Source organism: Parafilimonas terrae (assembly GCF_900115755.1).
GTDB lineage: Bacteria > Bacteroidota > Bacteroidia > Chitinophagales > Chitinophagaceae > Parafilimonas > Parafilimonas terrae.
The window spans coordinates 99,970-124,468 of record NZ_FOXQ01000012.1; the positions used below are offsets into that span (position 1 = coordinate 99,970).

A 24,499-nucleotide genomic window follows, 5' to 3' on the forward strand; every position below is an offset into this window, starting at 1 on the left:
TTATGCAGAAGTTTTTAATTGTTGGCCTGGGCAATCCGGGCAATGAATACCGCCATACCCGCCATAACATTGGTTTTGACGTGGTATCTGCATTTGTGCTGAAACATAATGGCATGTTTCAAACGGTGCGGCTGGCAGAAAAAGCAGAGGTGAAATGGAAGGGCAAATTATTTATCTGCATAAAACCAACCACCTATATGAACCTGAGCGGAAAGGCTTTTAAATATTGGTTAGATGCAGAAAAAATTCCGCTGGAAAACACGCTCACTATTGTTGACGACCTGGCAATTCCGATTGACAGCCTGCGGTTAAGATCGGGTGGCAGCGATGGTGGCCATAACGGTTTAAGGGATATTCAGCTAATGCTGGGTACAGATAAATATCCCAAACTGCGGTTTGGTATTGGTAATAATTATCCCAAAGGCATGCAGGCAGATTTTGTGCTGGCTAAATGGTTCCCGGAAGAATTGAAGCTTATCTGGAAGAAGATAGAATATTGCACAGAAGTAATTGAAAGCTTTTCAACCACCGGCATTGAAAAAACCATGAACCTGGTGAATGGAAAAAAATTCTCTATTGAAGAATAGTAAATCTATTTTATTATTTTTAACAGGCAAACATCAATCACTAAAACAAATTCACTCCCTGTAACACCAAAACCTAACATTATGAAAATTTTTTGCGTTGGAAGAAATTATGCAGAGCATGCCCAGGAATTAAAGAACGAAGTACCTCCGGAACCCGTTATTTTTCTTAAACCTAAGAGCGCTTTATTAATGCCCGGTTCCCAATTTTATTATCCCGAATTTACCAATGAGCTCCATTATGAAGCCGAACTGGTTTTATACATTTCAAAAAACGGCAAATATATTCCCGAAGCGCAGGCGCAAAGGTATTACGACCGCATTTCAGTAGGTATAGATTTTACAGCCAGGGACATTCAGACTGAATTGAAAAAGAAAGGACTGCCCTGGGAAAAAGCTAAAGCCTGGGACGGCTCTGCGGTAGTTGGCAGAATGCATGAATTAACAACCGATATGCTGAAGAAACCTATTGAATTTTCTTTAAAAGTGAATGATGAACTTGTTCAGCAGGGCAACAGCAAGGATATGTTGTTTTCGTTTAACCGTATTATTGCCGATGTATCGCAATACTTTGCCCTAAACATAGGCGATCTTATTTTTACCGGTACGCCTGCAGGCGTGGGCGAATGCGTGGTTGGCGATGTGCTGGTTGGCCACCTCGGTGATGAAAAAGTGTTTGAATTTGAAATAAAATAATTAACAGCCTTCTTCCTGCTGTATTTTCCGGAGTAATTTGATATTTGCGCTATGCTTGATAATGCGATTCTTGCCAAAGCCTTCAGGCTAATGGTAACTGCACGCTGTATGGCTGATATTTATGAGGCCAACAGGCAGGTTTGTAAGTATGTTCACTCTACATCAAAAGGCCATGAAGCATTGCAGATTGCAACCGGCCTGCAGTTGCTGTCCTGTGATTTTGTAAGCCCATACTATCGTGATGACAGTTTATTGCTTTCGCTTGGCTTTACACCATACCAATTAATGTTACAATTGTTAGCTAAGGCTGATGACCCTTTCTCCGGGGGACGTTCTTATTATGCGCATGCCAGCAGCAATGCTGCAGATAAACCTAAGATCATTCATCAAAGCAGCGCTACCGGCATGCAGGCCATACCCACCACCGGCATTGCACAGGGCGTTAAACATCTTGAACAATACCTGCCACATCTTTTGCAAAAAGGCAGTAATAACGAAAACCCTGTGGTGGTTTGCAGCTTTGGCGATTATAGTATTACAGAAGGTGAAGTAAGTGAAGCTTTACAGTTTGCCGTGCTGAAACATTTGCCTGTTATCTATCTCGTGCAGGACAACGAGTGGGGCATCAGCACCACGGCAAGAGAGGGCCGCGCCATGAACGCTTTTGATTTTGCGATGGGCTACAAAGGCCTTGAACGGCTAAAGGTTGATGGCAGTGTTTTTGAATACGCTTATGGCGCTATGAACTACGCTATTGATTTTGTGCGCAGGGAACGCAAACCTATTTTGGTGCATGCAAAAGTGCCATTGCTTAACCATCATACCAGTGGCGTACGCAAAGAATTTTACCGCAGTAAGGAAGACCTTGAACGCCACCAGGCACATGATCCTTATTTAAAGCTTAAAAATTATCTCTTTGAAAATGATTTTGTTGAAAGCCATATCGGGCAAATAGAAAAAGAAGTTTTTGAAGAAGTGCAACAGGCCTTTGAAAAAGCTAAACAGGCTGAAGACCCCTCTCCCGCTTCCGTTTCGTTGAATGTTTTTGCGGAAACGCCTGTTAAAGAAGAACGCGGCACACGTGAGCCGGCAAATGGTGAAAAGATATTAATGGTTGATGCAGGTTTGCATGCTATTGAAGAATTAATGCAAGATGATGAACGTTGCCTTTTATACGGCCAGGATGTTGGCAAAAGGCTTGGCGGCGTGTTTCGCGAAACGGCAACACTTGCCGATAAATTTGGTATGCACCGCGTTTTTAATACCGCAATCCAGGAAGCTTATATTATCGGTTCAACCGCAGGCATGAGCGCTGTGGGTTTAAAACCTGTTGTTGAAGTGCAGTTTGGCGATTATATCTATCCCGGCTTAAACCAACTGGTATGCGAAATTGCAAAATCCAATTATTTAACCAATGGCAAATACCCGGTAAGCATGGTTTTGCGTGTGCCTGTTGGCGCTTATGGTGGCGGCGGCCCTTATCACAGCGGCTGTGTGGAATCAACGCTGCTTTCCATTAAAGGCATTAAAGTTTGCTACCCATCTAATGCCGCGGATATGAAGGGCTTGATGAAAGCAGCTTATTACGATCCTAATCCTGTAGTTATACTTGAACATAAAGGTTTGTATTGGAGTAAAGTGCCAGGCACAGAAGATGCCAAAACCATAGAACCTGCAAAGGATTATATACTGCCGCTTGGCAAAGGCAATATTATTTTACAGGCTGATGAAGCAATGGTAAGCAATGGCGAATCTGTTTGCATTATTACTTACGGAATGGGTGTTTACTGGGCTAAAACTGCAGCACTATATTTTAAAGGCAATGTTGAAATAATTGATTTGAGAACATTATATCCTATGGATGAGGCGCTCGTTTTCTCAACGGTAAAAAAACACGGTAAATGCCTTGTGCTTACTGAAGAGCAGCAAACCAATTCTTTCGCAGAAGCGCTTGCGCATCGTATCAGTTATAATTGTTTTACCTGGCTCGATGCACCTGTGGAAGTATTTGGTGCGCTTGATTTACCGGCAGTACCCATCAATATTGTACTTGAAAATGCCATGCTGCCAACGGTGGAAAAAATAAAAGAAAGAATTGAAATGTTATTGAATAAATGATTTGCAATTTTCTAAACCCGGGCTTTGAAAGCATCATGTTATTTCAGTTTATTATCAAAAAAAATAATAGGCTTATGGATTATTAAAAAAATTGCATCATAGAAGTTTTGACTCCTAAAAAGCTTGCTATGAAAGTATCTCTATTCACATTCATTACACTTGTTATAGCTCACTCTTTACAAGCCCAGCCTTTAAAAAAATATTCTTTATCAGGAGAAATTAAAGGAGAAGATACAGGAACAATTTACCTTAAATATTTTGATGCAGGAATAAGGAATGTTGAAGCTGCCAGGATTCAACATGGGCAATTTCAATTCAATGGGTTTATATCAGAACCGGTATTGGCATCAATAACTGATAATAAACAAACAATTGACGGCAGGCAAAATGCTTATAAAGGATTTTATATGGATCCCGCGACAATGAAAATTACACTTGTTGCCAATGATTTTAAAAATGCTAAACTCACCGGAAGTAAAACAAATGATGACTGGCTTCTTTTATCAGAGAAAACTGACGAATTGTACAGTAGGTTTTATCTTCTTAAGAATAAATCCACTGAAAACTTATCTGAAAAACAAAAAGATTCGCTCAACTTTTACAGCAAAAAAATAGCTGACATACACATTAATTTCTCTAAAGAAAATCCACGTTCAATAATTGCAGCCAAAGCCATTTCAGATTTAAACATTGTAGAGATTTCTAATGACTCCATTTTACATTTATTAGATAATCTTGATACTACTTTAAAGAAAACATATTCATTTCAAACATTAAAACAAAATATCCGGTATGCAATTAATTCCGGAATAAACCATGCAGCTCCTGACTTTATACGACAAGATGTAAATAGCAAGCTGCTTCGTTTATCTGATTTTAAAGGTAAATATGTATTACTTGATTTTTGGGCAAGCTGGTGCGTGCCTTGCAGAAAACAAACACCGCATATTAAAAACATTTATAAACAATATCATTCCAAAGGTTTAGAGATTATTGTTGTTTCCTGTGATGCAAAATATGATGCCTGGCATAAAGCAATTAAACAGGACAGCATTCAATCATTCCACAATATTCTTGCTTTTACAAACAGTGACATGGAGTTTTTAAAAACTCATGACAATAGTATGGAAGCAAGTTTTAAGGGAGAATTGAGAAAATTATATAACCTTATGCCTATACCTGCACAGATATTAATTGATAAGGATGGAATAATAATCGGCAGATATTCTTTGTATGATAATACAACGGTTGAGGACATGGACAAAAAGCTATCAGAAATATTTTCAATAGATAAAGAGTAATCTTTTTATTTCTCTTTCGATAACGAAAACGGAAAACTTTCTTTCTGTGTGCCGCGTTGTTTATCAGGTGCAGCCTGCATATTGAAATTGATAACGCCGCCCTGCATTAAAGTGGCATGATCAAACCAGTTGTAGCTATAAGGTTTACCATTTAATGAAATGCTGTTTACATACATATTTTTAGCACTGTTTGCCGGTGCATTAATTACAACATCCTTTCCATTTTCAAGATGCAGCGTTGCCTTTTTAAACAAGGGTGCACCAATAACATATTGTGCACTGGTTGGGCAAACAGGATAAAAACCCAGCGCAGAAAATACGTACCATGCAGATGTTTGGCCGTTGTCTTCATCACCACAATAACCATCAGGCGTTGCCTTATATAATTTGTTCATAGTTTCCCTTGCCCAATATTGTGTTTTCCATGGCTGGCCTGCATAATTGTATAAATAAATCATGTGCTGAATGGGCTGGTTGCCATGCGCATACTGGCCCATGCCGGCAATCTGCATTTCACGTATTTCATGTATTACGCCGCCGTAATAACTGTCATCAAAAACCGGTGGCATAGAGAAGATGGAATCAAGTGTTTGCGTAAACTTTTTTGCACCGCCCATTAAATTAATCAATCCCTGCACATCATGAAAAACACTCCAGCTATAATGCCAGCTATTGCCTTCGGTAAAAGCATCGCCCCATTTAAACGGGCTGAATGGCGATTGAAAAGAACCGTCTTTATTCTTGCCACGCATCAGCCCTGATGAAGCATCAAACAAATTTTTATAGTTCATGCTTCTTTGCTTATAAAGATTAACAACAGAGTCTGGCTTGTTCAAGGCTTTTGCCAATTGATAAATAGAAAAATCATCGTAAGCATATTCCAGTGTTCTTGCTGCATTTTCATTAATGCCCACATCGTAAGGCACATAGCCTAAAGTGTTATAATATTCAACGCCTGTTCTGCCGGTAGCTCTCGGGCCTTCAGCATTGGCGCCATGCACAAGCGCTTCAAACAAAGTTTCAATATCATAACCACGCAAGCCTTTTAAATAAGCTTCGGCCACAACTGATGCAGAGTTATTGCCTACCATTACGGCAGCATAACCGGGGCTGCTCCATTCAGGCAGCCATCCGCCTTCTTTATAATCATTAATCAAACCTTCCTGCATTTCTTTTACAATAGACGGATACATTAAATTTAAGAAAGGATATAATGCACGGAATGTATCCCAGAAGCCAGTGCCCGCAAACATATAGCCATCAAGCGTTTCACCGGTATATGGACTCCAGTGAATGATCTTGTTGTCTTTATTGATTTCATACAATTTGTTTGGGAAAAAGAGCATACGGTACAGGCAGGAATAAAATGTTCTTGTTTCATCTATAGTGCCACCGCTTATTTGTATACGGCCCAATGTTTTATTCCATATATCTTTTGCTTTTGATTTGAGCGTATTAAAATCGTCATTGCCCTGTTCACGCCGCAGGTTTAACTCTGCCTGTTCAAAGCTTATGAATGATGATGCTATTTTTACATGTATCACTTCATCTTTGTTTGTTTTAAATCCAACAACACCTAATGCGTGATTGGTTGTTGTTTCAAGGCCCTTATTTAAAACGCTATCATTATAGGTTTGTGCAATGGTGATGGGTTTATCAACATACATAACAAAATAATTCCTGAAATTTTTTAAAGGCCCTCTTGCATATTTTGTGGAATAGCCGATAATCTTTCTTTCACCGGGAATTATTTTGATATAAGAACCTTTATCAAAAGCATCAATTACAAGGGTTGAACTATCGCCTGACGGAAATGTAATTCTGAATTGTGCGCTGCGTTCCGTTGGAACAATTTCAGTGGTAACATCAGCATCTGCCAAATAAACTTTATAGTAATAAGGCGTTGACACTTCTGTTTTATGTGAAAACCAGCTTGCCCTTTTATCCTGGTCAACTTTAATACTTCCCGTAACCGGCATAATGCTGAATACACCATAATCATTCATCCACGGCGATGGCTGATGCGTTTGCTTAAAACCTCTTATTTTAATAGCATCATACGTGTATTGCCAGCCATTACCGTTCTCGCCGGTTTGGGGCGTCCAGAAATTCATCCCCCAAGGCAAGGCCACTGCCGGGTAAGTGTTGCCATTTGATAACTGGAAATTTGATTGCGTACCCATGAGCGGGTTTACATAGTCAACAAGGCTTGTGGCATTATCAATCGCCTGCGCCGTTGCCGCTTTACATGCAAAGAGGAACAGGAGGCTGGTAAAAATTCTCTTCATTAAAATAATTGAGTGTATAAAAAAATTTGTGCTGCATGATATGCTCTGACACGGGCGCCCTGTAATACGAAGCTGTTTAAAATTAATATTTACTGCAAAGTCAATAAGACACGTGTTTCAAAATTTTCTTTTAAACCAGCTTTATCTAAGTTCCTGAATAGCCGGGCTTGCAGCATATTGCGACCATAATTCATCCACTGTTTTACCGGTTATTTTTTCCCAGAAAGTGTGGTCATAAATATTATCGCGCATTGCCGCATTAAGCTTTTTTACAAAGTCCTTATCATATTTATTTACAATCCACACAAAGAAACGCGCTGTGATGCGATAACTATTTGTGTAAGACTGACCGGCATTAAACGGCGTTAACGACCAGTTCGCTGATGCATTGTTTACACCCAATGTATAACGCACAAAATCAGCGATGCCTTCCGTAACCCACGAGGGTAGAGAATGGTTCCTGTATGCCTGTACAATATGCATGACTTCGTGTGTAACCACATCTATATCGTTCGGATTTTGTTCGTACCATTTTGGATTGAAACGTGTAAGGCTATCTCCGGAAGCCGCTACACCGGTATATTCGGGATCGATCACAAATGTTACCTGCTTCGGGGCAAGGGAATTATATATGGCTACTTCTTCAGGATAAATTTTAAAGAAAGCATCGATCATTTTTGCCTTCGTGCTGTCCGGGAAGGTTTGATATTTATTAATAAATATCAGCGTGTACCCATTTTTATGAATCGTATCATTTGAGACAATTCCTTCCTTACTTATGTACGACCAGTCATTTACAAAGTCTGGCTGTTTGGTTTGCGTAGTTGGTGTGGGCACATGCGTGTCGTTTATCTTTTTCATGTATCGTGCAACAAAAGTATCTGTGAACATAGCATCTCTCACATCGAAATACCCATCAGGTATTTTGATATTCTCATTAATAAGCTTACGGGCAATATTTGCAGGAATTACCAAATCGGTTGCTACACCACGTTGCCAGCCCAAAGAATCATTAAGATATTTTGTAAATACCGGGACCAGGATATAACACATTGAAATATCCTTGTATTTATTCAGGATTTCATCAACTTCTTTTTGATTATTATTAATAATACTTTTTAGCTGCGTGTTATTATTTCTTTCCTCATAAATATTTTTTAACAACGACGCCTGCCGCTCGTTAACATCTTTCCACTTATTATATAAAGAATGATAAACCAATGCAATGGTCTCAATTGTACCGCCTATACGATTTAAGGAATCCTGAAATTGCTTATCATGCAAAAGAGGCGCGAACAATTGATTCAGGTTATCATCCGCATTTAAAACATTTAAATAACTTGGGTATGCCTGCGCTATGGAAGCCGTTTCGCCGTCTTGCAACCCGTGTAAAAAATCAAAATAAGAAACAGGCAATTCAACGGATTTAAATTGCTGATTGGCTTGTTTCATATAAATATTATAGCTAAGCAGGTATTGATATGTGGCATATTTTATATCCAGCTTATGCATCTGGTAGATTGCCGGGCTAATTGTTTTTGTTGCATAAATAGAATCAAGCACTGCCTCCGCTTTTCTTTGCCCTGCGAGGAAATATTTTTTATACTGTTCGGGCGGCGCTCCTTTAATCTCCTCTAAATGATCTGCCGGATCAGACAAGTAAACCTGCTTTGTTTCTCTAAGAAATTGATCTTCTCTTGCCAATGCTGCACCGTTACCGCTAAAAGCAATTTCATGATTAGGTTTTATAATAACAAAGAGATGGCTGCCTGGTACAACATAAGGAAACACCGGTTGAACAGGCGTAAATGCCAGTAAAACTGTTGGGTTTGTTTGCGGTATTTCAACAGAAAAATAACCATCCGGCTGAATGGTTACAAGATAAAGTTTCTGCTGGCCTTCAAATAACTGATCTGAAGTAACAATGAAGTTTTTTGCATCGCCATCATAATCGGCAATCAATCCGGAAAAATATATAAAGCCTTCTTTGAAAACCGGTGCAGTAAATTCCGGCAGATCGTGTGTAACATAACAATCGGATAATTTATTTGTACAAGCTGCTGATTCGCCATCAGAAGGGTTGATTACTATTGTTGATTTTTTTATTTTAATATTCAGCGCAATCTTTTGGCCACCATCATTAAAAATTTCAATAAGCACTTGCTTATCATTCTTTTTAATGACGGCATATTTCCAAACCTGTTCATGGTACACAACAGCTTTATTGTAAAACCCGTATAACAAATCTCCGTTTTTCTTATTGTACCATTCGCCATACAACTCCGCGGGAACAGTATCTTTCGACAGGTTTTGACCAAAGGTTTGCACAGCAGTAAAACATAGAACAATAAACAAAATCTTCTTTACCATAGCTTGCATTTAAATTTTGTGTTACCACTTCAGCTGAACTTTTACGCCATCAGGGTTGTTGTCAAATTGAAGGAATAATGTTTTGGAGCTTTCATCCCACGAAGATTGAGCATTGTTTATCACCTTACCTTTATTGTCTGTAACAATAATTTGCTTTGCATTCTCCGGCAACAAAATGCGCATTACGTTGTTTGTATTAACAGGGCTTTTTGCGATGAATGAATACGATCTTCCTTCAATCTTCTCATCGTAATTTCTTGATGCGGAAGCCAGCACCTGCGGCTTGCTTTTATCTGCAATGCGATTAATATCAAATAACAAAGATTGCTCACCGGGCTGCACATCTTTGGATGCAAGCACCGGCAATTTTGGATCGAAAAGATCAATTACAGGACCGTTAATATGATAGGGTTTTGCATCCGCATTTTCATCCATCACCGAAATAATATCGTAAGGACCACGCTCTAAATAAAAATTATTTTTTGTTATAAGCTTTCCTGCTTTTGCATCTGCTTCATAAGCCTGTTGAATAATATTCATATAAGCAGTGTCGTTGTTTTGCTTCAACACAAATTCTTTTGGATTTTCTTTTATCACATACACCGTTCCCTTACCAACTGTAAATTTTTCTTTGCCAGATAATGGGTCAATATTCAATAACTTAAACAAGTGCGCTGACGGTGTTTTGTATTGATTGTCTTTTGTATTCCACCATTCCATTACAGATTGATAAGGGTCATCATCTTTACCAACATAAATTAATACGCCGCCTTTCTTTACCCAGTCTGTAATATGCTGATGCACTTCAGGCTTATCAGGTTTCATATTACTGTAACTCATCACCAATACTTTTATCTGGCTGAGCGTAGCAGGATAAGCAAGGTTTTCCGCATGCACGGTTTGCACGGCAATACCGCGTTTAACAAGCGGTAAAGTCTGACCGTAGAAATTAGAAAACTGCGGGTCTTCATAACTGTTATGCGTTGGAAAACGCTGAAACATTAATGAATTGCTCATCAATACACCTATATCATTTACGCCATTTATTTTGTTGGATGATAACGGCATTTTGTTCAGCACATTTATCATCACCTGCATTTGCGTTGAATAATATTTTGGTATCAGCACAGCAGAATCGCTGTTAGCTAATTTATATGGACGTGTATATATTCTTTCGGGCCAGGGCATCACTTCGTAATTATCAACAGTGGGATATAATATTTGTGCCGTGAATGTGGCCTGGTAATTCTTTTTATAATCTGCCCAATCTCTTGGCCAGTCTTCAATAGGATCAGTTAAGAAAAATAATTTTCTTTTTGTAGGCGCCGTCATGGAAAGCATAGAACCATACTCGAGGAAGGCATTTTCAAAAACACGCTCTCTTTTTTTTCCATTAAAATAAACGGGCTCCCGCGAAGTGCCCGTCCAAACCTGTGCGATATAACCATCAATGCCGGGCAATGATGCAAGGCTTGCTTCAGGACTTACAATCTGCCACGATGAATAGTTAACCAGCGAATGTGTTGGTATATATACTTTCACCTCTTTACCCTTGCTTTTGCCATATTGCTTTGCATACACCGAAACCTGGTCTATAGCATTATAAAACAAATGGTATTTTAATTTATTGGAGAGATAGGTATTCTCCGGCGATGCATCTTGCGGGCGCCAGTCGAAACCATAATATTTCTTCCACTCTTCTTTAAATGGCTGGCTGTAACCGGCACGCGCCCAGAATTCAGGTTCTTCCAAAAAAATGTTGGTAATGCCTGCATCAATAACACGCTTAATAACTTTCTCTTTCATGTAATCAATAAATGACTGCACCGGTACCACATACGGCATGTTACGACCGTGCATGATGGTATCACCTTTTATGGTTACCTGGCCCACGCCGAGATGATTTTGTCCATCCCATTTGCCCAGGAAATAATCGAAGTATTGTCCCCATGCAATGCCCGTCATAAAATCAACCTGGTAGCCTCTTTCTTTCCACGATTTTACACGTTCTTCAAAAGGCGCCTGGTTTGTTTCACTCACACCATAAACAATAGCCGCATCTGCCCGCACATCTATTTCCGGTATCCAAACATGCGCTGTTTGAAAGGTTGTTTTTTGTCTTGGATTTTCTTTTGCCGGATTATATGATTGCGCCATTAATGATGAAACAGTAACGATGCAACCAATTAATATGTATATTCTTTTCATCCAAATATTCTTTGATTTTTTATTTGCCGGATGGCACTCATCTGTTTATCTCCGGTGTATTAAGCTGCTTATCAAGTTTGGCTTCATACTAAACTGTAGAAAGCTATTATAAAAAAGGGCAGGGTTGATGTATGACTGCTGACCTTATTAAAATATTTAACCAAACTGCTATTTGTTTAGGTGTAAAAAGTTTCTGCTAATAATACTGAAGCAATCTCCATTCTGTTATCTGGATAAGGCCAGAACCACCGTTTTCGGTGATGTATAACCTGTAATAAGAATAGGCTTCGGTTGTACTGAAATCAAACCGGCGCGTCAGTAACCTGTCAGAAAAACTTTCGTTTGTCCGCGTATCCAAAGTTGTCCAGTTTACACCATCATTAGAGCCCTGAAACTGCCAGGTTTTAGGATCTCTTTCCGGCGCATCGTTGCCGGATGTAATTGTGTAAGCATCCAATTTCTGGGCAGAAGACAGGTGCAATTGTGTCCAGAAATTTGGATTATAATCGAATGATAAAAACTTGGTTCCATAATCATTATCTACCAATTTTTTGGAACCTTCACCGGCATCTGCACCACCGGAGTTTTCATCGCTCACCGTTAATGTGCCGGTTGATGTAAGATCTCTCGACCGGGTTAACAATGTATCAAGCTTAAAATAAGCAATGGATAAGGATGAATCTATTGCACCTGAAGATGCGCTAACCAGGCGCACAGGCAGCAAATAGCGTACACCAAATGAGAGCTTGCTGCCATCAATCATTATTTGCATGGAATCGGTGCTGGTTTTGCCCGCAGGAATAATACCGGTGGTGGAAGTAACGGTATAGGCATCTGCCGGTATTGCATGATAGCTGTATCCTAAATAAGCAGCATTGCTTGCATTGTATGCTGTAACCAGCGAGGTATCAACCCGAAACTCTACTGTAATATCAGTTGAAGCGGATTTAAATCCTGAATAAGCTGCTCCAAAAGTTATTCCCTGTATTGAATCAACTTTATATATTGTCATAGTGGCCCTGTCCTGGTAGGCCTGCGGCATATAAATAGTGCCTTCCTGCGGCGAAACCAGGTCGTCATTTTTTACACAGCTTGCCATAACCAGTGCAAAAAGGAGAAATATAATTGTATTGAAGGAAAAGTTGCGTGGCAACTTTTCCTGTTTGTTTAAACAACTCATGTATCTGTTTTTTTATTTGTGATTGAACAAAATATTATTTCAAGAATTTACCATCCCGGGTTTTGCACGAGGTATTGGTCTTTTAATATTTCATTGTTAGGTATGGGCCACAAATAATCCCTTTGTAAAAAGCGCCTTTTTTGAATCAGGGTTTTTTCATAAAAATCATCCCCATTGGCAAATACATTCATACCATAAACATCCTGTCCCATTGTTTGCGGTGCTATTTTCCACCTGCGCAAATCAAAATAACGTACATTCTCAAAGGCAAGTTCCACCTGGCGTTCATGCCTGATTATATCCCTTATACCAGTTTGGGTTGTTGGTACCGGAATTTCACCCGTACCACCGCCATAAACCGGAATACCAGCCCTTTGCCTTATCAGGTTTACATATTTCAAAATATCGGGATTGCCGGGGTCTGTTTCATTTAAAGCTTCTGCATAGTCGAGGTAAATTTGCGCAAGCCTTAAATAAACCCAGCCTCTCCTGCTGCCATCATTTGTAAGTTGTTTGCGGATTATATAACCAGTAGAGGTTACATCCCATGTGCTTTGTATTCTTCCTGAATTACCACTTTGTTCAAAAACAGGAATTACTTCATCTGCGCTCTGCCCCTGGTTTTGCCAGTAACTTTTGTTGTAAGTAACACCAACGTAAAAACGTGCTTCCCTGTTTGTCCACTGGTTAAAGGTTGATCTTTCTTTTACATCAGAGGGAGATTTAAAATCGGAAAAACCTGAACTTTGATAATCTGAATTTGGATTGGTTATAGGATAACCATTCCTCATAAAATAAGCATCTACCATAGACTGGTTTACGGCAAGAAAGCCTGCGCCTTTTGAAACAGAACTACCGTAACCAACGAGCTTAGGTGTAATATCATATTGATAATCGCCAACGCCATCACACATGGCCTTGCCCCATATCCATTCTTTGTTCCAATCGTTTGTTATAACATTTTTGCAAGATTTATAAGCCGCCACATAAGGATCAGCATCACTTTCTGTATATAAACCGTAAGTGCCGCCGTCAACAAATTCATCTAAAAAATCTTTACCGGCCTGCACGGCAAGTTTCCATTTGTTAGGATCGTATGTCTGGTTGATAAGTTGCTGGCCATCTTTATTTTTAAGTGTTGATAATTCTGTATTACCATTAAACAAAGGGCTTGCAGCCAGCATTAATGTTTGAAATTTGTAAGCTTTACAAACACCGGTGGTTATGCGGCCCCATTCATTATCCAAAGGCATGGCAGGAGACTGCGGGCTGCCGGCAACAGACTGTTTTATTTCATTATAAGCGCTGTCTAACTGGGTTGTTACATACAACACGCAGGAATCGAATGAGGTGCGGGGAAAGAATATTTCATCGCCTGTTCCATTTACCGGCACCACATCTTTAAGAATAATTACAGGCCCGTACAAACGCATCATCCAATAATAAAATATGGCACGTAAAGCCCTTGCCTCGCCTTTGTAATGCATCCTGAGCAACGCAGAAACTTCATCAGGGTTTGCGTTGTCTATTTTACTAATAAAATCGGTGGCTGTTCTTACCGGCTTGTACCAGTTTGTCCAATAAGTTCCACCTGCATTATTGTCCCATGTGCTTTGATTGAGGCTATTTGACATAACCCAGGATAAAGACCAGTAATTGGCTTCATCCGAAGCGCCTGTCCATGGGCCGGCATAACGGCTGGGCGCAAACCTGCTTGAAAATTCATCGGGTATATTCGTGTATATCTGTGCCAGGTAAGCATTGGTATTTGCAAGGGATTGAAATATGTCTTCTTCCTGCAAAATATTATCAGGTATCTGGTCTAAAAAAGACTTTTTACAGGAACCCAACAAAACAATGCTGAATATAAATGCAACAAGTATTATTTTATTTTTCATTACGCTTTGAATTAGGAGTTTCAGTTTAGAAATTCATTTGCAGGCCTATAGAGAGATTTCTTGTATTGGGATAAGTATTGCCATTGCCGGTGTTCATTTCCGGGTCCCATAATTTAAAGGGGCTCCAATACAATAAATTAACGCCTGACAGGTAAATGCGTGCATTTTTCAGCCCTATGCTTTTAAATGAACCGCTTGGCAAATTGTATCCTATATCAAGTGTTTTAAACCTTATGAAGCTAATATCCTTCACCCACCAGGTGCTGGGCTGATTGTTGTTATTAACGGTTGTTCCTACGCCAAGACGCGGATAAAACGGGTGTTCGGCATGATTTTCTTCTGTCCACCGGTCAACAACATTGGAATAAGAATTACCATCATTACCACTGGCGGAGAGAGGTACCCTGGCAATACCGTCAAGTGTACGGTAAGCGCCTGAAACCCCCTGGAAGAAAGCGCTGATATAAAACTGGCCAACATTAAGATTCACACCAAAACCATAGGTAAGGCTTGGCACATCGCCCCTGCTTATTTTTGTTTGATCATATATATTTACAACACCGTCTCCATTGAGGTCTTTGTATTTTATATCCCCTACACGAGGGTTGCCCAATGCTGTCTGGTCGGCCCAGTTATCAATCTCTTTCTGGCTCTGAAACAGGCCCTCTGCCACATATCCAAATTGGGATAAAATATTCTGCCCCCTTCTTTCCTGGTAAGGATCGGCAAAAGGCGCCTGCCTGTTTTCCAAAAGCACATCCTGGTTGTAGGAGAATGTTCCCCTGAAAGAAATGGAAGTCTTTCTGCCGAGGCTTACAGGAAGCAGTTCTACTGTTCCATCAAAACCGGAGGCATTAACTTTACCATAGTTACCAACGGGGTTGTATTGCAGGCCTGCATAGTCAGGAAAATCGGCCCTGTCAAGAAAAACACCGGTTCTTTTCGATTTGAAATAATCCAATATGAAAGTAAGTTTGTTGTTCAGCACATTAAACTCAAGGCCAAGGTCTTGAGTGTGTGCAGTGGCCCAGGATACATCGGCGCCATACTGTGAAATGTTTATACCAGAAATATAACCGGTATTATTGTTTGGCGTACCAAACCAAATACCTTGCGCACCGGTTGTTATCAGCGTTAAATAGCCAAAGCGCAAACCGGAACCCGGCGCACCGGCTATACCATTGGAATAGCGCACTTTAAAGAATTGGAAGACATTGGAAAGCGGCTCAAAGAATTTTTCTTTTGAAAGCACCCAGCCCAGGCCTACTGAAGGAAAGAAGCCAAACCTTTTTGATGGTGCATAATCTTCCGACCCGTTGTAGCCAGCATTAAATTCAGCAAAATATTTATCCTTATAAGAATAAGTAACCTTGCCTGCATAGTTCTGCTGGCGGTGAGGTATATAATCGCTGAGGTTTCCGGCAAAAGGGTACAACTGGCTTAGCTGGTTATATACCAGCATTGAGTAGATATGATGATCGCCAAAAGTATTATCATATGTTACCTGCCCTTGTGCCGTAAACTGGCGGTTGGCATCATTGGCATTGCTAAAGCCCAGATTGTCTGATCCGGCAAGCATTTGTTCAAGGTTTAAAGACCCGTCATCATTATAATGATCCGCCTGGTTAAGGAAATATATACTCCTTGACCTTGTTCTGAATTGAGATGCAGAGTTCCATACATCAAATGAATACAAACCACTTACAGATAATCCTTTAACCCAAAAACTTAAATCCTGGCTTAAAGTTGCATTGCTGGTTATTTTGGAAGTGAAAACTTTCGAATATCCTGTTTGCGTAACCGCAGCCCATGGGTTAGGTGAAGGTGTGGAACCATAGGCCAGCCCGGAAACAAGATTTCCCGGGTACATAGGTGGGTAGAAAACCGGGCTTGCATTCATCGCCTGCCCAAACGCCTGGGTGGCGCCTGCACCCGGCTGATTGAAATTGGTTATATATCCGCTTATGCCCATGAAAAACTTTGTTGTCTTAGTCCAGTTCATGTCCACATTAGAAGTAAAATTGAAGCGTTGAAAACGCGTATTGGCATCATATTTCACTTCCGGGGAAGTTTTAATCAGGGATGCCTCGTCATAATAGGAAAGTGATGTATAAAACTGTGTATTTTCCGAACCACCGGTTGCACTAAAATTAAATCGTTTATTGGATGCGGTTTTATTAAAAAGATAATCCAGCCAGTCAACATTCGGGTACACATAATGGTTTGCAGCGGGCGAAAGCGTGCTATCCATATAATCCTGTGTAAACTGGGGCTGCAAGCCTGATGCAACCATTGCTTCATTTTTAAGTTGCATATAAGTTGTGGCATCAGCCATATCAGGAATTTTGGTAAAAGCGGTAATGCCCTGGTTATAATTGGCCATAATGTTTACCTTACCTTGTTTTCCCCTTTTGGTTGTAATAAGAATTACACCATTTGCACCCAAAGATCCATACACTGCAGTGGCAGCAGCATCCTTTAAAATGGTAAACGTGGCTATATCTTCGGGGTCAATACTATTAAGGTCCCTGCCCTGTACGCCGTCAATAATCACAAGGGCGGAACTGCTGCTTCTTCCAAAGCTTTGAATACCTCTTATCCAGATATCAGCAGTATTGCTTCCCGGCAAACCGGAACGCTGTACACCCACCAGGCCGGAAATGCGCCCCGCCAGCATGGTACTTATATTGGCTACAGGATGTTGAAGGTCTTCCGCTTTTACGGTTGCCTGTGCACCAACAAGGCTCACTTTTTTCTGTTTGCCATAACCCACCACCACCACATCTTCCATACTACCGGTTGGGGCATTCATGGTTATATCAAGGTAAATACGGTCGCCAACGGCAACTGTTTGGGTGCTGTAACCCACATAAGAGAAAGAAATAGAATCACCCTGTTGGGCGTTGATGGAAAATGCACCCTTCTCATTTGTTACAACGGTTTTACCCGTTTTCAGGTTTATGGTTGTAACGCCCTGCAACAAATTATTCAGTTCGTTATGCACTACACCGGTAATGGTAAGCTCCTGTTTTGTTTGCTGGGCACTGCTTGTTGAGCCAAGCAATAAAATGAAACATAGAAAGAGCAGCAATTTGTACTTTCTTTTTTGCAAGTAAAATTTCATCAGGCAATTGTTTTTCAAAATGATTAATACGCCGGATAGGTTCCCGGCAATGGTTTTATTGGCAATAACAGTTCTGGCTTTCAGTTATTTTCGGATAAAGCAAGCCGTCGATTAACGGTGTAATTTTATTGGACAGGGTGTTAAAAAAAGGGTTAAAAGCCGGGTTAATGGCCAGATATTTTTAGCTAACCTTAACAATTAGGTCTTTTTTTGTTAAAAAAAACAATATGAAAAGGGTTATAAATTGATGTCTTCAAATTTTAAAGGGCAATCGTCACCGAGGGAACGCCTGTAATCAGCAGCGTGCAGGTCAAAAATTTTGCGGGCATAATCCGCACCTTTCAATTTTTTTAGTACAGCTATTTCGTATTTGAGGGCTTCTTCATTAAACGGCTCTGTTTTTAAAATATACCTCGAAATTTCCAGGGCTTGTTTTAAATTATTCGCGTCACAAGATAGCTTTACTTCGCGCATCAGGAGGTTAATTAATCTGTGCTCATATTCATACTTCACCGTTTCCAGCCAGGTATCATGCATTTCATGTAGCAGGCCGCCACGTAAAATCACAGGCAGGCTTGCATCAGTAAATTCACCATGGTCTAAAATTTTAGAAACAAAGGCATAATCACAAAAAACCGTTTCATCCAGCTTAAAGAAATAATTATCGCCTGAAAAATTAAGCTCAAGCCCGCTGATATTACTAATAACATTTCTTAAATGATTGAACGTTACGCCACGTATGTTTTTGGTTTTTGTGTACTCTTTATCAGGCCATAAGGCAGACGAGATTTTTCTTGAGCTGATGCCTTCACCGTTAATGCTGTTAAGCAATATCAGCGCAAAAAGCTGTTTGATCTTTGGGCTGAACAGGTGGGTTATATCCATCCCTTTTGCATCATATACTAAGAAATCACCTAATATATAAATGGCATTTTGGGTAATCTGGTTAACTGCAGCCTCCGTTTCCGCAGGTTCATTCTCCACTTCAGGAATCATTAATGGCGCAGCAACTGCTGCCTGGCTTTGGCCCTTTTTTCTTCTCAATAATATAATTCCGGCTATAACGCTAATAATAAACACACCTGCAATGATGTAGGGAACAAAATTCCGCGAAGGCTTTTCAGGCTCAAGGGATTGCAGGTAAAGCGCTCTGCTTAACGGTGGCCCCTCCAGTGAAAATACTTTTATAACAGAATTATGCCTGTCGGTAAATTCTTGTATGGTGCAAAAAAATTCATTTGTATTGATGTCAGAAAAAAGATTGATGTCAGATTCTATGCGCTCGGAAATAACCGGTATGGGCGCACTTACAATTTCATAGCTGCCGTCTTTAATAGAAAACTTATACAGCGTTAATGCTGTTCTGGCCATCTCATGTGGATAGCATAACGCATAAAAATATTGTTTGTCGGCCGACAAGATGAGGTTGTTGGCCGGAACAAACACGCCGCTGTCAGGTTGTATTTCCCAACACTTCTTTATTGTGTGATTTTGGACGTTGATCCTGTAAAGGTCATAATATTGTTTACCGCCAATAACCTGGTTGCCCGATTCATTTCCATAACCGCCAAATAAAAATATTTCGTTAGGCTTGTCTGAAAGGCCAGCGGCAGAAAAGAAACGCGGCGTTATTTTATCGCCGGTAAAGGTTTGCGGCTGCCATGCGTCCGTTCGTTTATCGTAGTACAAAAACGTGTTATGGTATTTATAATTTCCATAGCCGCCAAACAGGTAAATAGTATCTCCTGTTGCATCATAGAAAATATTGTGATGATGCAACTGGTTTGGCAGCGTTGCTTTACCAACCGTTTGCCATTCAAGATTATTCAGGTCGAGATTGAGTGATGCTATGGAAGGCTGGCCTGCCTGCACATCAAACAATTCGTAAATGTAAACCCTGTTTTCTTTTGTGTTAAGAATGTTTTTACCCAGCACCATATTTACGGGCATTGCGTTTTTATACGGCCTTGCCACCAGGTCTTTATTTTGCGCATTATAAGTTATCAGAGAATCTTTTGAAAAAATGGAAAGGTTTTGATCAAGCGGGTTGAAATTTAATCCTGCTACCTGTTTAAATGAACGGTTGAAAACCGGTTTCCAGAAATATGATTCGCGGGTAAGCCAAAACGGGTTATCCACGTAACCAACAGTATTGCCTTTTTCATCGTGCACATTGTTGCCGCTCCATTCATTCAATGGAAAGAAGTAATTTTTTTTATTGTCACTTACCGAAAGGTTTTTAATGGCTATATGCGGCACTTCAGTATATAAAGGATTTTTGCCAAACACCAATCTTGCTGTTATCTTATCATGTAATCCTAATTCGCTGGTCTGATAATTTTTATTATTAACGGCAATGGTCACCTCGTCTTTGTCCAGGTTAAAATTCATTACCACTTTCATCCATTTCTTTCTTACCAAAAGCGACGGCTGTAGCGGAATTTTAATTTTATTGCTCCTCGCATCAATATTAAAATTGAGATAACCCGTATCATTATTAAAAAGATAGCTAAGGCTGTAAGAGTTTTCTTTATCGGCCACATTTAATATGTACCCAAGGTTAGACCTGTCCCATACAGAAAGATCAAAACTTATTAAAAGATGATCGCTAAAAGTGGCATTGCCATTAAAAACATTATAGGATGTACGTTTTATAAGCAGGCTGTCATTAGCATTAAATTGTAACCCTTGAGCTTTTGTATTGAAAGCATTTATAAGCAGTAATAGTATATAGAAAAAGTTAGAACGACGTTTTAACAGGCCCATTTTTCAGCGTTATAATAAGAAGCAGTTGCAGAATATCAAAGTTATAGTAACAGGCAATAAGCAGAAGGAACTAAAACCGGATAATTTTTAACAACAAAAAGTTAGCTTATACAGAAATCCGTTTGCCGGCAGGTCCTCTGCTTAAGATTATGAACTGCGGAATTGTATTTAAAGCCGGAGACCTGGCAGGGTGGGATAAATTTCTCCCCGCGACATACAGAAATGATATTCCGGCGTTTTTAATGTTCCAGGCAGCTAAATACTATTTTATAAAATTCCGGGTGCGATTGCCAGGTTTTGCCTGTTACAATTTTCCCATCCTGTACGGCTTCATCGTTTTTCACATATTTGCCGCCACAGGCTTCCACTTCAGATTTTACATGTTCATAGCAGGCGATATTTCTATTATTTACAAGGCCTGCTGTTACTAATATTTGTGTGCCATGGCATATAGCAAAAACATATTTGCCTGCGTTATAAAACTCCTTTATAATTTTTATGACACGTTCATCATTGCGCAGGTATTCCGGAGCTCTTCCGCCGGGCATAAGCACGGCTGTATAATCAGCAGTGTTTACATCGTCGAAAGAAATATCAGCCATTAATAAATAACCTTTTCTTTCTACGTAAGTATCCCAGCCGGGTTCAAAATCATGCATTACAAGGTTCATTCTTTTTACAGCAGGCGCTGCTATAACCGGCGTATAACCGGCTTCCCTCAACCTGTGGCTGGCATATAAGATTTCAAAACTTTCACCGGCATCACCGGTAATGATGAGTATCTTTTTTAGCATAGCAATAATTTGAAAATTATAATCAAAAGCTATTTTACGGGCTAAAGATAAATGATTGATACTGCTGAAAAAATAATTGCTTGAAAGCCGGCAAACATTTTATTGCAGATAGCACCCTTGAAGTATTTAAGGGAATAAAGCATGTGCCGTAACCGGGTCTTTACCAGGTTACTGATTACTCTTTGCACTTTGGCTTAGCAACGGCTTATTAAGTATTGTCTGATACTGTTTGTTACCCTGCCCAACCTTCCCTGTCCAAACTCCGGTATTGGATAGCTTCTGCAAGGTGTTCCACTTTTATATCAGCGCTGCCGGCAAGATCGGCAACGGTGCGGCTTACTTTTAATATGCGGTCATAGGCGCGTGCAGATAAATTGAGTTTTTCCATAGCGCGTTTCAACAGGTTTTCACCGGCTGTATTGATTACACAAATTTCCCTGAGCTGTTTGCTGCTCATTTGTGCATTGGCATACATACCTTCAATCCCCTTATATCTTTCCGTCTGAATTTCCCTTGCTCTTATTACCCGCTCCCGGATAACTGAAGAAGATTCGCCTTTTGCCTGCATATTGCTTAATTCACTGAAGGCAACCGGTGTTACTTCCACGTGCAGATCAATGCGGTCTAATAACGGCCCGGAAATTTTATTAAGATATTTCTGAACAGCGCCGGGTGGGCAGGTGCATTCCCTGTCGGGATGATTGTAAAATCCGCAGGGGCATGGATTCATAGAAGCGATGAGCATAAAACTCGCCGGGAAATCTACGGCCACTTTTGCCCTTGATATACTTACTTTTCTTTCTTCCATCGGCTGGCGCATTACTTCTAAAACCGTGCGCTTAAATTCAGGTAACTCATCCAAGAACAAAACGCCATTATGCGCCAGGGAAATTTCACCCGGTTGCGGAATACCGCCGCCGCCAACCAGCGCCACATCGCTGATGGTATGATGCGGCGAACGAAATGGCCGCCTGCTTATTAAAGAACTATTCTCCGGCAACTTTCCCGCTACGCTGTGAATTTTTGTTGTTTCCAGTGCTTCGTATAAACTCAGCGGTGGTAATATGGTTGGCAGCCTTCTCGCCAGCATAGTTTTGCCTGCACCGGGCGGGCCAATTAATATGGCGTTATGACCGCCTGCAGCAGCAATTTCCAAAGCCCGCTTTATATTTTCCTGGCCTTTCACGTCATTAAAATCAACGTCAAAATATTGCTGCGCATCAAAAAACTCTTCACGGGTATTTACTTCAACGGGCTTTAGCGAGGTTTCATCTTTAAAAAACTCCACCACTTCTTTTATATGCTCCACACCATAAACTTTTAAGTTATTTACCATGCCTGCTTCCCGTTCATTGGCTTTGGGAACGATCAATCCTTTAAAGCCTTCTTTGCGTGCCTGTATAGCAATAGGCAAAGCACCTTTTATGGGGCGAACTGTTCCATCAAGGCTCAATTCACCCATTATTATATATTCTGCCAAACGTTCGGGTTCTTCAATTTGTTCACTGGCGCCAAGCACGCCAATCGCTATAGGAAGATCAAAAGCAGAACCGCTCTTTTTTATATCAGCTGGCGCAAGATTTACCACGATCTTTATGCGTGGCATATACCAATCATTGGTTTTAATGGCACTTTCCATGCGCTGCAAACTTTCTTTTACAGCATTATCAGGCAGGCCAACAATAGTATAATGCTGTCCTGCACTTACATTTACTTCAATAGTTATGGTGATGGCTTCAACGCCGTAAACAGCGCTTCCAAAAGTTTTGACCAGCATATAAATAAAAGGTATAGGCTTAGAAATTTATTTATAAATATACGTGCATCAAATCATAATTGCAGGTGTATTTAAGAGAAAGTATTTGATAAAAGTGAAGTGATAAAATTTAAAGCAATACAAACGCCGCGCATTTAGTTGCATAAACAACTTTTGTTACATTTGGATTCAAATTTATTTTATGCAGGAAGCTTACATTGTAGCCGGTTACCGTACGGCCGTTACCAAAAGCAAAAAAGGTGGTTTTAGGTTTTACAGGCCGGATGATCTTGCGATTGATGTGATTAAGGGATTGATGGCTGCAGTTCCGCAGCTTGAGGTGCAGCGTATTGATGATGTAATTGTGGGCAATGCCGTTCCGGAAGCTGAACAGGGTTTGCAGTTCGGGCGCATAATTGCTGCAAGGGCTTTAGGCATAGAAGTACCGGGCGTAACAGTGAACCGCTATTGCGCCAGCGGGCTTGAAACCATTGCTATTGCCACAGCCAAAATAAGAACAGGTATGGCTGACTGTATTATTGCCGGTGGCACGGAAAGCATGAGCCTGGTGCCAACAGCCGGCTGGAAAACAGTGCCTGCCTATTCCATAGCCAAAGATGAACCCGATTATTATTTAAGCATGGGCCTTACGGCAGAAGCGGTTGCCAAAGAGTTTAATGTGAGCCGTGAAGACCAGGATGCATTTGCATTAAAATCTCACCAAAAAGCAAAGAAGGCAATTGAAGAAGGGCATTTTAAAAGCGGCATTTTGCCCATTAATATTGAGCAGGTATATGTGGATGAAAAGAACAAGCGTAAAACAAAAACGAATACTGTAGATACAGATGAAGGTGTTCGCGCTGATACAACAATGGAAGCATTGTCCAAATTAAAACCGGCATTTGCGCAAAACGGCAGCGTAACTGCGGGCAACTCTTCCCAAACCAGCGATGGTGCAGCCTTTGTAATTGTAATGGGCGAAAAAATGATGAACGAATTAGGTTTAAAACCAATGGGCCGCTTGGTGAATTGTGTTTCGGCAGGCGTGCACCCGCGTATTATGGGCATTGGCCCTGTGGCGGCCGTACCAAAGGTTTTGAAGCGGGCTGCCATGAATTTAAGTGATATTGATTTAATTGAACTGAATGAAGCTTTTGCTTCACAATCATTAGCCGTAATAAGAGAATTGGGATTAAATGGGGATATTGTAAATATAAATGGCGGGGCCATTGCACTTGGCCATCCTTTAGGTTGCACTGGTTGTAAATTAGCGGTGCAGATATTGCACGATATGAAACGACTTAATAAAAAATATGGATTAGTTACAGCCTGTGTGGGCGGTGGCCAGGGTGTTGCAGGGATTATTGAGAATTTGTAAATAGTATGTTGTCGGTTCAGACATCTGTAAATATTCAA

Annotated in this window: 14 protein-coding genes; 5 read left to right on the forward strand and 9 right to left on the reverse strand. The window is 40.4% G+C overall.

The features are described 5' to 3' along the window. The first annotated feature begins 2 nt into the window (after positions 1–2). From pth to BM015_RS17115, 4 genes are all read left to right on the forward strand, one after another. Positions 3–587, forward strand: a complete 585-nt coding sequence (gene pth, locus BM015_RS17100; RefSeq protein ID WP_090661430.1) for an aminoacyl-tRNA hydrolase — start codon at positions 3–5, stop codon at positions 585–587. Between the two features lie 81 nt (positions 588–668). Beyond that, entirely contained in the window at positions 669–1,280 is a 612-nt protein-coding gene (locus tag BM015_RS17105) for a fumarylacetoacetate hydrolase family protein (RefSeq protein ID WP_090661433.1), read from the forward strand. Positions 1,281–1,331: 51 nt separating this feature from the next. Continuing rightward, positions 1,332–3,398 carry an alpha-ketoacid dehydrogenase subunit alpha/beta gene (locus BM015_RS17110; RefSeq protein WP_090661436.1) on the forward strand — a complete coding sequence of 689 codons (2,067 nt, stop codon included), beginning with the start codon at positions 1,332–1,334 and terminating at the stop codon, positions 3,396–3,398. 107 nt (positions 3,399–3,505) lie between these two features. After that, positions 3,506–4,699, forward strand: a complete 1,194-nt coding sequence (locus tag BM015_RS17115) for a redoxin domain-containing protein (protein ID WP_143075909.1) — start codon at positions 3,506–3,508, stop codon at positions 4,697–4,699. A 5-nt stretch (positions 4,700–4,704) separates the two neighbouring features. Here BM015_RS17115 and BM015_RS17120 read toward each other — a convergent pair whose 3' ends face one another. The 9 genes from BM015_RS17120 to BM015_RS17160 form a co-directional block, all read right to left on the reverse strand. Beyond that, positions 4,705–6,987 carry a GH92 family glycosyl hydrolase gene (locus BM015_RS17120; protein ID WP_090661442.1) on the reverse strand — a complete coding sequence of 761 codons (2,283 nt, stop codon included), beginning with the start codon at positions 6,985–6,987 and terminating at the stop codon, positions 4,705–4,707. Between the two features lie 141 nt (positions 6,988–7,128). Continuing rightward, entirely contained in the window at positions 7,129–9,357 is a 2,229-nt protein-coding gene (locus BM015_RS17125) for a basic secretory protein-like protein (protein WP_177191950.1), read from the reverse strand. 21 nt (positions 9,358–9,378) lie between these two features. Beyond that, on the reverse strand, positions 9,379–11,565 hold the full coding sequence (locus BM015_RS17130; protein WP_090661446.1) for a hypothetical protein: 2,187 nt from the start codon (positions 11,563–11,565) through the stop codon (positions 9,379–9,381). 196 nt (positions 11,566–11,761) lie between these two features. Then, entirely contained in the window at positions 11,762–12,745 is a 984-nt protein-coding gene (locus BM015_RS17135) for a BT_3987 domain-containing protein (RefSeq protein WP_090661449.1), read from the reverse strand. A gap of 47 nt (positions 12,746–12,792) precedes the next feature. Continuing rightward, the gene (locus BM015_RS17140) at positions 12,793–14,643 is read right to left on the reverse strand and encodes a RagB/SusD family nutrient uptake outer membrane protein (protein ID WP_090661452.1); all 1,851 of its coding nucleotides are present in this window, start codon (positions 14,641–14,643) and stop codon (positions 12,793–12,795) included. Positions 14,644–14,668: 25 nt separating this feature from the next. Then, entirely contained in the window at positions 14,669–17,767 is a 3,099-nt protein-coding gene (locus tag BM015_RS17145) for a SusC/RagA family TonB-linked outer membrane protein (RefSeq protein ID WP_090661455.1), read from the reverse strand. A 237-nt stretch (positions 17,768–18,004) separates the two neighbouring features. After that, a complete protein-coding gene (locus tag BM015_RS17150) occupies positions 18,005–20,533 on the reverse strand; it encodes a Kelch repeat-containing protein (RefSeq protein ID WP_090661457.1) in 2,529 nt (842 codons plus the stop codon). 239 nt (positions 20,534–20,772) lie between these two features. Continuing rightward, positions 20,773–21,327 (reverse strand): DJ-1/PfpI family protein, encoded by a 555-nt coding sequence (locus BM015_RS17155; protein WP_090661460.1) that lies wholly within the window; start codon positions 21,325–21,327, stop codon positions 20,773–20,775. A gap of 232 nt (positions 21,328–21,559) precedes the next feature. Next, on the reverse strand, positions 21,560–23,104 hold the full coding sequence (locus BM015_RS17160) for a YifB family Mg chelatase-like AAA ATPase (RefSeq protein ID WP_090661463.1): 1,545 nt from the start codon (positions 23,102–23,104) through the stop codon (positions 21,560–21,562). 181 nt (positions 23,105–23,285) lie between these two features. Here BM015_RS17160 and BM015_RS17165 point away from each other — a divergent pair, with 181 nt between their 5' ends. Continuing rightward, positions 23,286–24,461, forward strand: coding sequence for a thiolase family protein (locus BM015_RS17165; protein ID WP_090661466.1), 1,176 nt, complete (start codon positions 23,286–23,288; stop codon positions 24,459–24,461). Positions 24,462–24,499 lie beyond the last annotated feature (38 nt).

What these genes read in the sequence shown, in the direction of transcription:
- BM015_RS17165 (WP_090661466.1), top strand. Translation starts at nt 23,286, where the DNA reads ATGCAGGAAGCTTACATTGTAGCCGGTTACCGTACGGCCGTTACCAAA.
- BM015_RS17130 (WP_090661446.1), bottom strand. Translation starts at nt 11,565, where the DNA reads ATGAAAAGAATATACATATTAATTGGTTGCATCGTTACTGTTTCATCA.
- BM015_RS17110 (WP_090661436.1), top strand. Translation starts at nt 1,332, where the DNA reads ATGCTTGATAATGCGATTCTTGCCAAAGCCTTCAGGCTAATGGTAACT.
- BM015_RS17105 (WP_090661433.1), top strand. Translation starts at nt 669, where the DNA reads ATGAAAATTTTTTGCGTTGGAAGAAATTATGCAGAGCATGCCCAGGAA.
- BM015_RS17155 (WP_090661460.1), bottom strand. Translation starts at nt 21,327, where the DNA reads ATGCTAAAAAAGATACTCATCATTACCGGTGATGCCGGTGAAAGTTTT.
- BM015_RS17145 (WP_090661455.1), bottom strand. Translation starts at nt 17,767, where the DNA reads ATGAAATTTTACTTGCAAAAAAGAAAGTACAAATTGCTGCTCTTTCTA.
- BM015_RS17125 (WP_177191950.1), bottom strand. Translation starts at nt 9,357, where the DNA reads ATGGTAAAGAAGATTTTGTTTATTGTTCTATGTTTTACTGCTGTGCAA.
- BM015_RS17135 (WP_090661449.1), bottom strand. Translation starts at nt 12,745, where the DNA reads ATGAGTTGTTTAAACAAACAGGAAAAGTTGCCACGCAACTTTTCCTTC.
- BM015_RS17150 (WP_090661457.1), bottom strand. Translation starts at nt 20,533, where the DNA reads ATGGGCCTGTTAAAACGTCGTTCTAACTTTTTCTATATACTATTACTG.
- BM015_RS17160 (WP_090661463.1), bottom strand. Translation starts at nt 23,104, where the DNA reads ATGCTGGTCAAAACTTTTGGAAGCGCTGTTTACGGCGTTGAAGCCATC.
- BM015_RS17120 (WP_090661442.1), bottom strand. Translation starts at nt 6,987, where the DNA reads ATGAAGAGAATTTTTACCAGCCTCCTGTTCCTCTTTGCATGTAAAGCG.
- BM015_RS17140 (WP_090661452.1), bottom strand. Translation starts at nt 14,643, where the DNA reads ATGAAAAATAAAATAATACTTGTTGCATTTATATTCAGCATTGTTTTG.
- pth (WP_090661430.1), top strand. Translation starts at nt 3, where the DNA reads ATGCAGAAGTTTTTAATTGTTGGCCTGGGCAATCCGGGCAATGAATAC.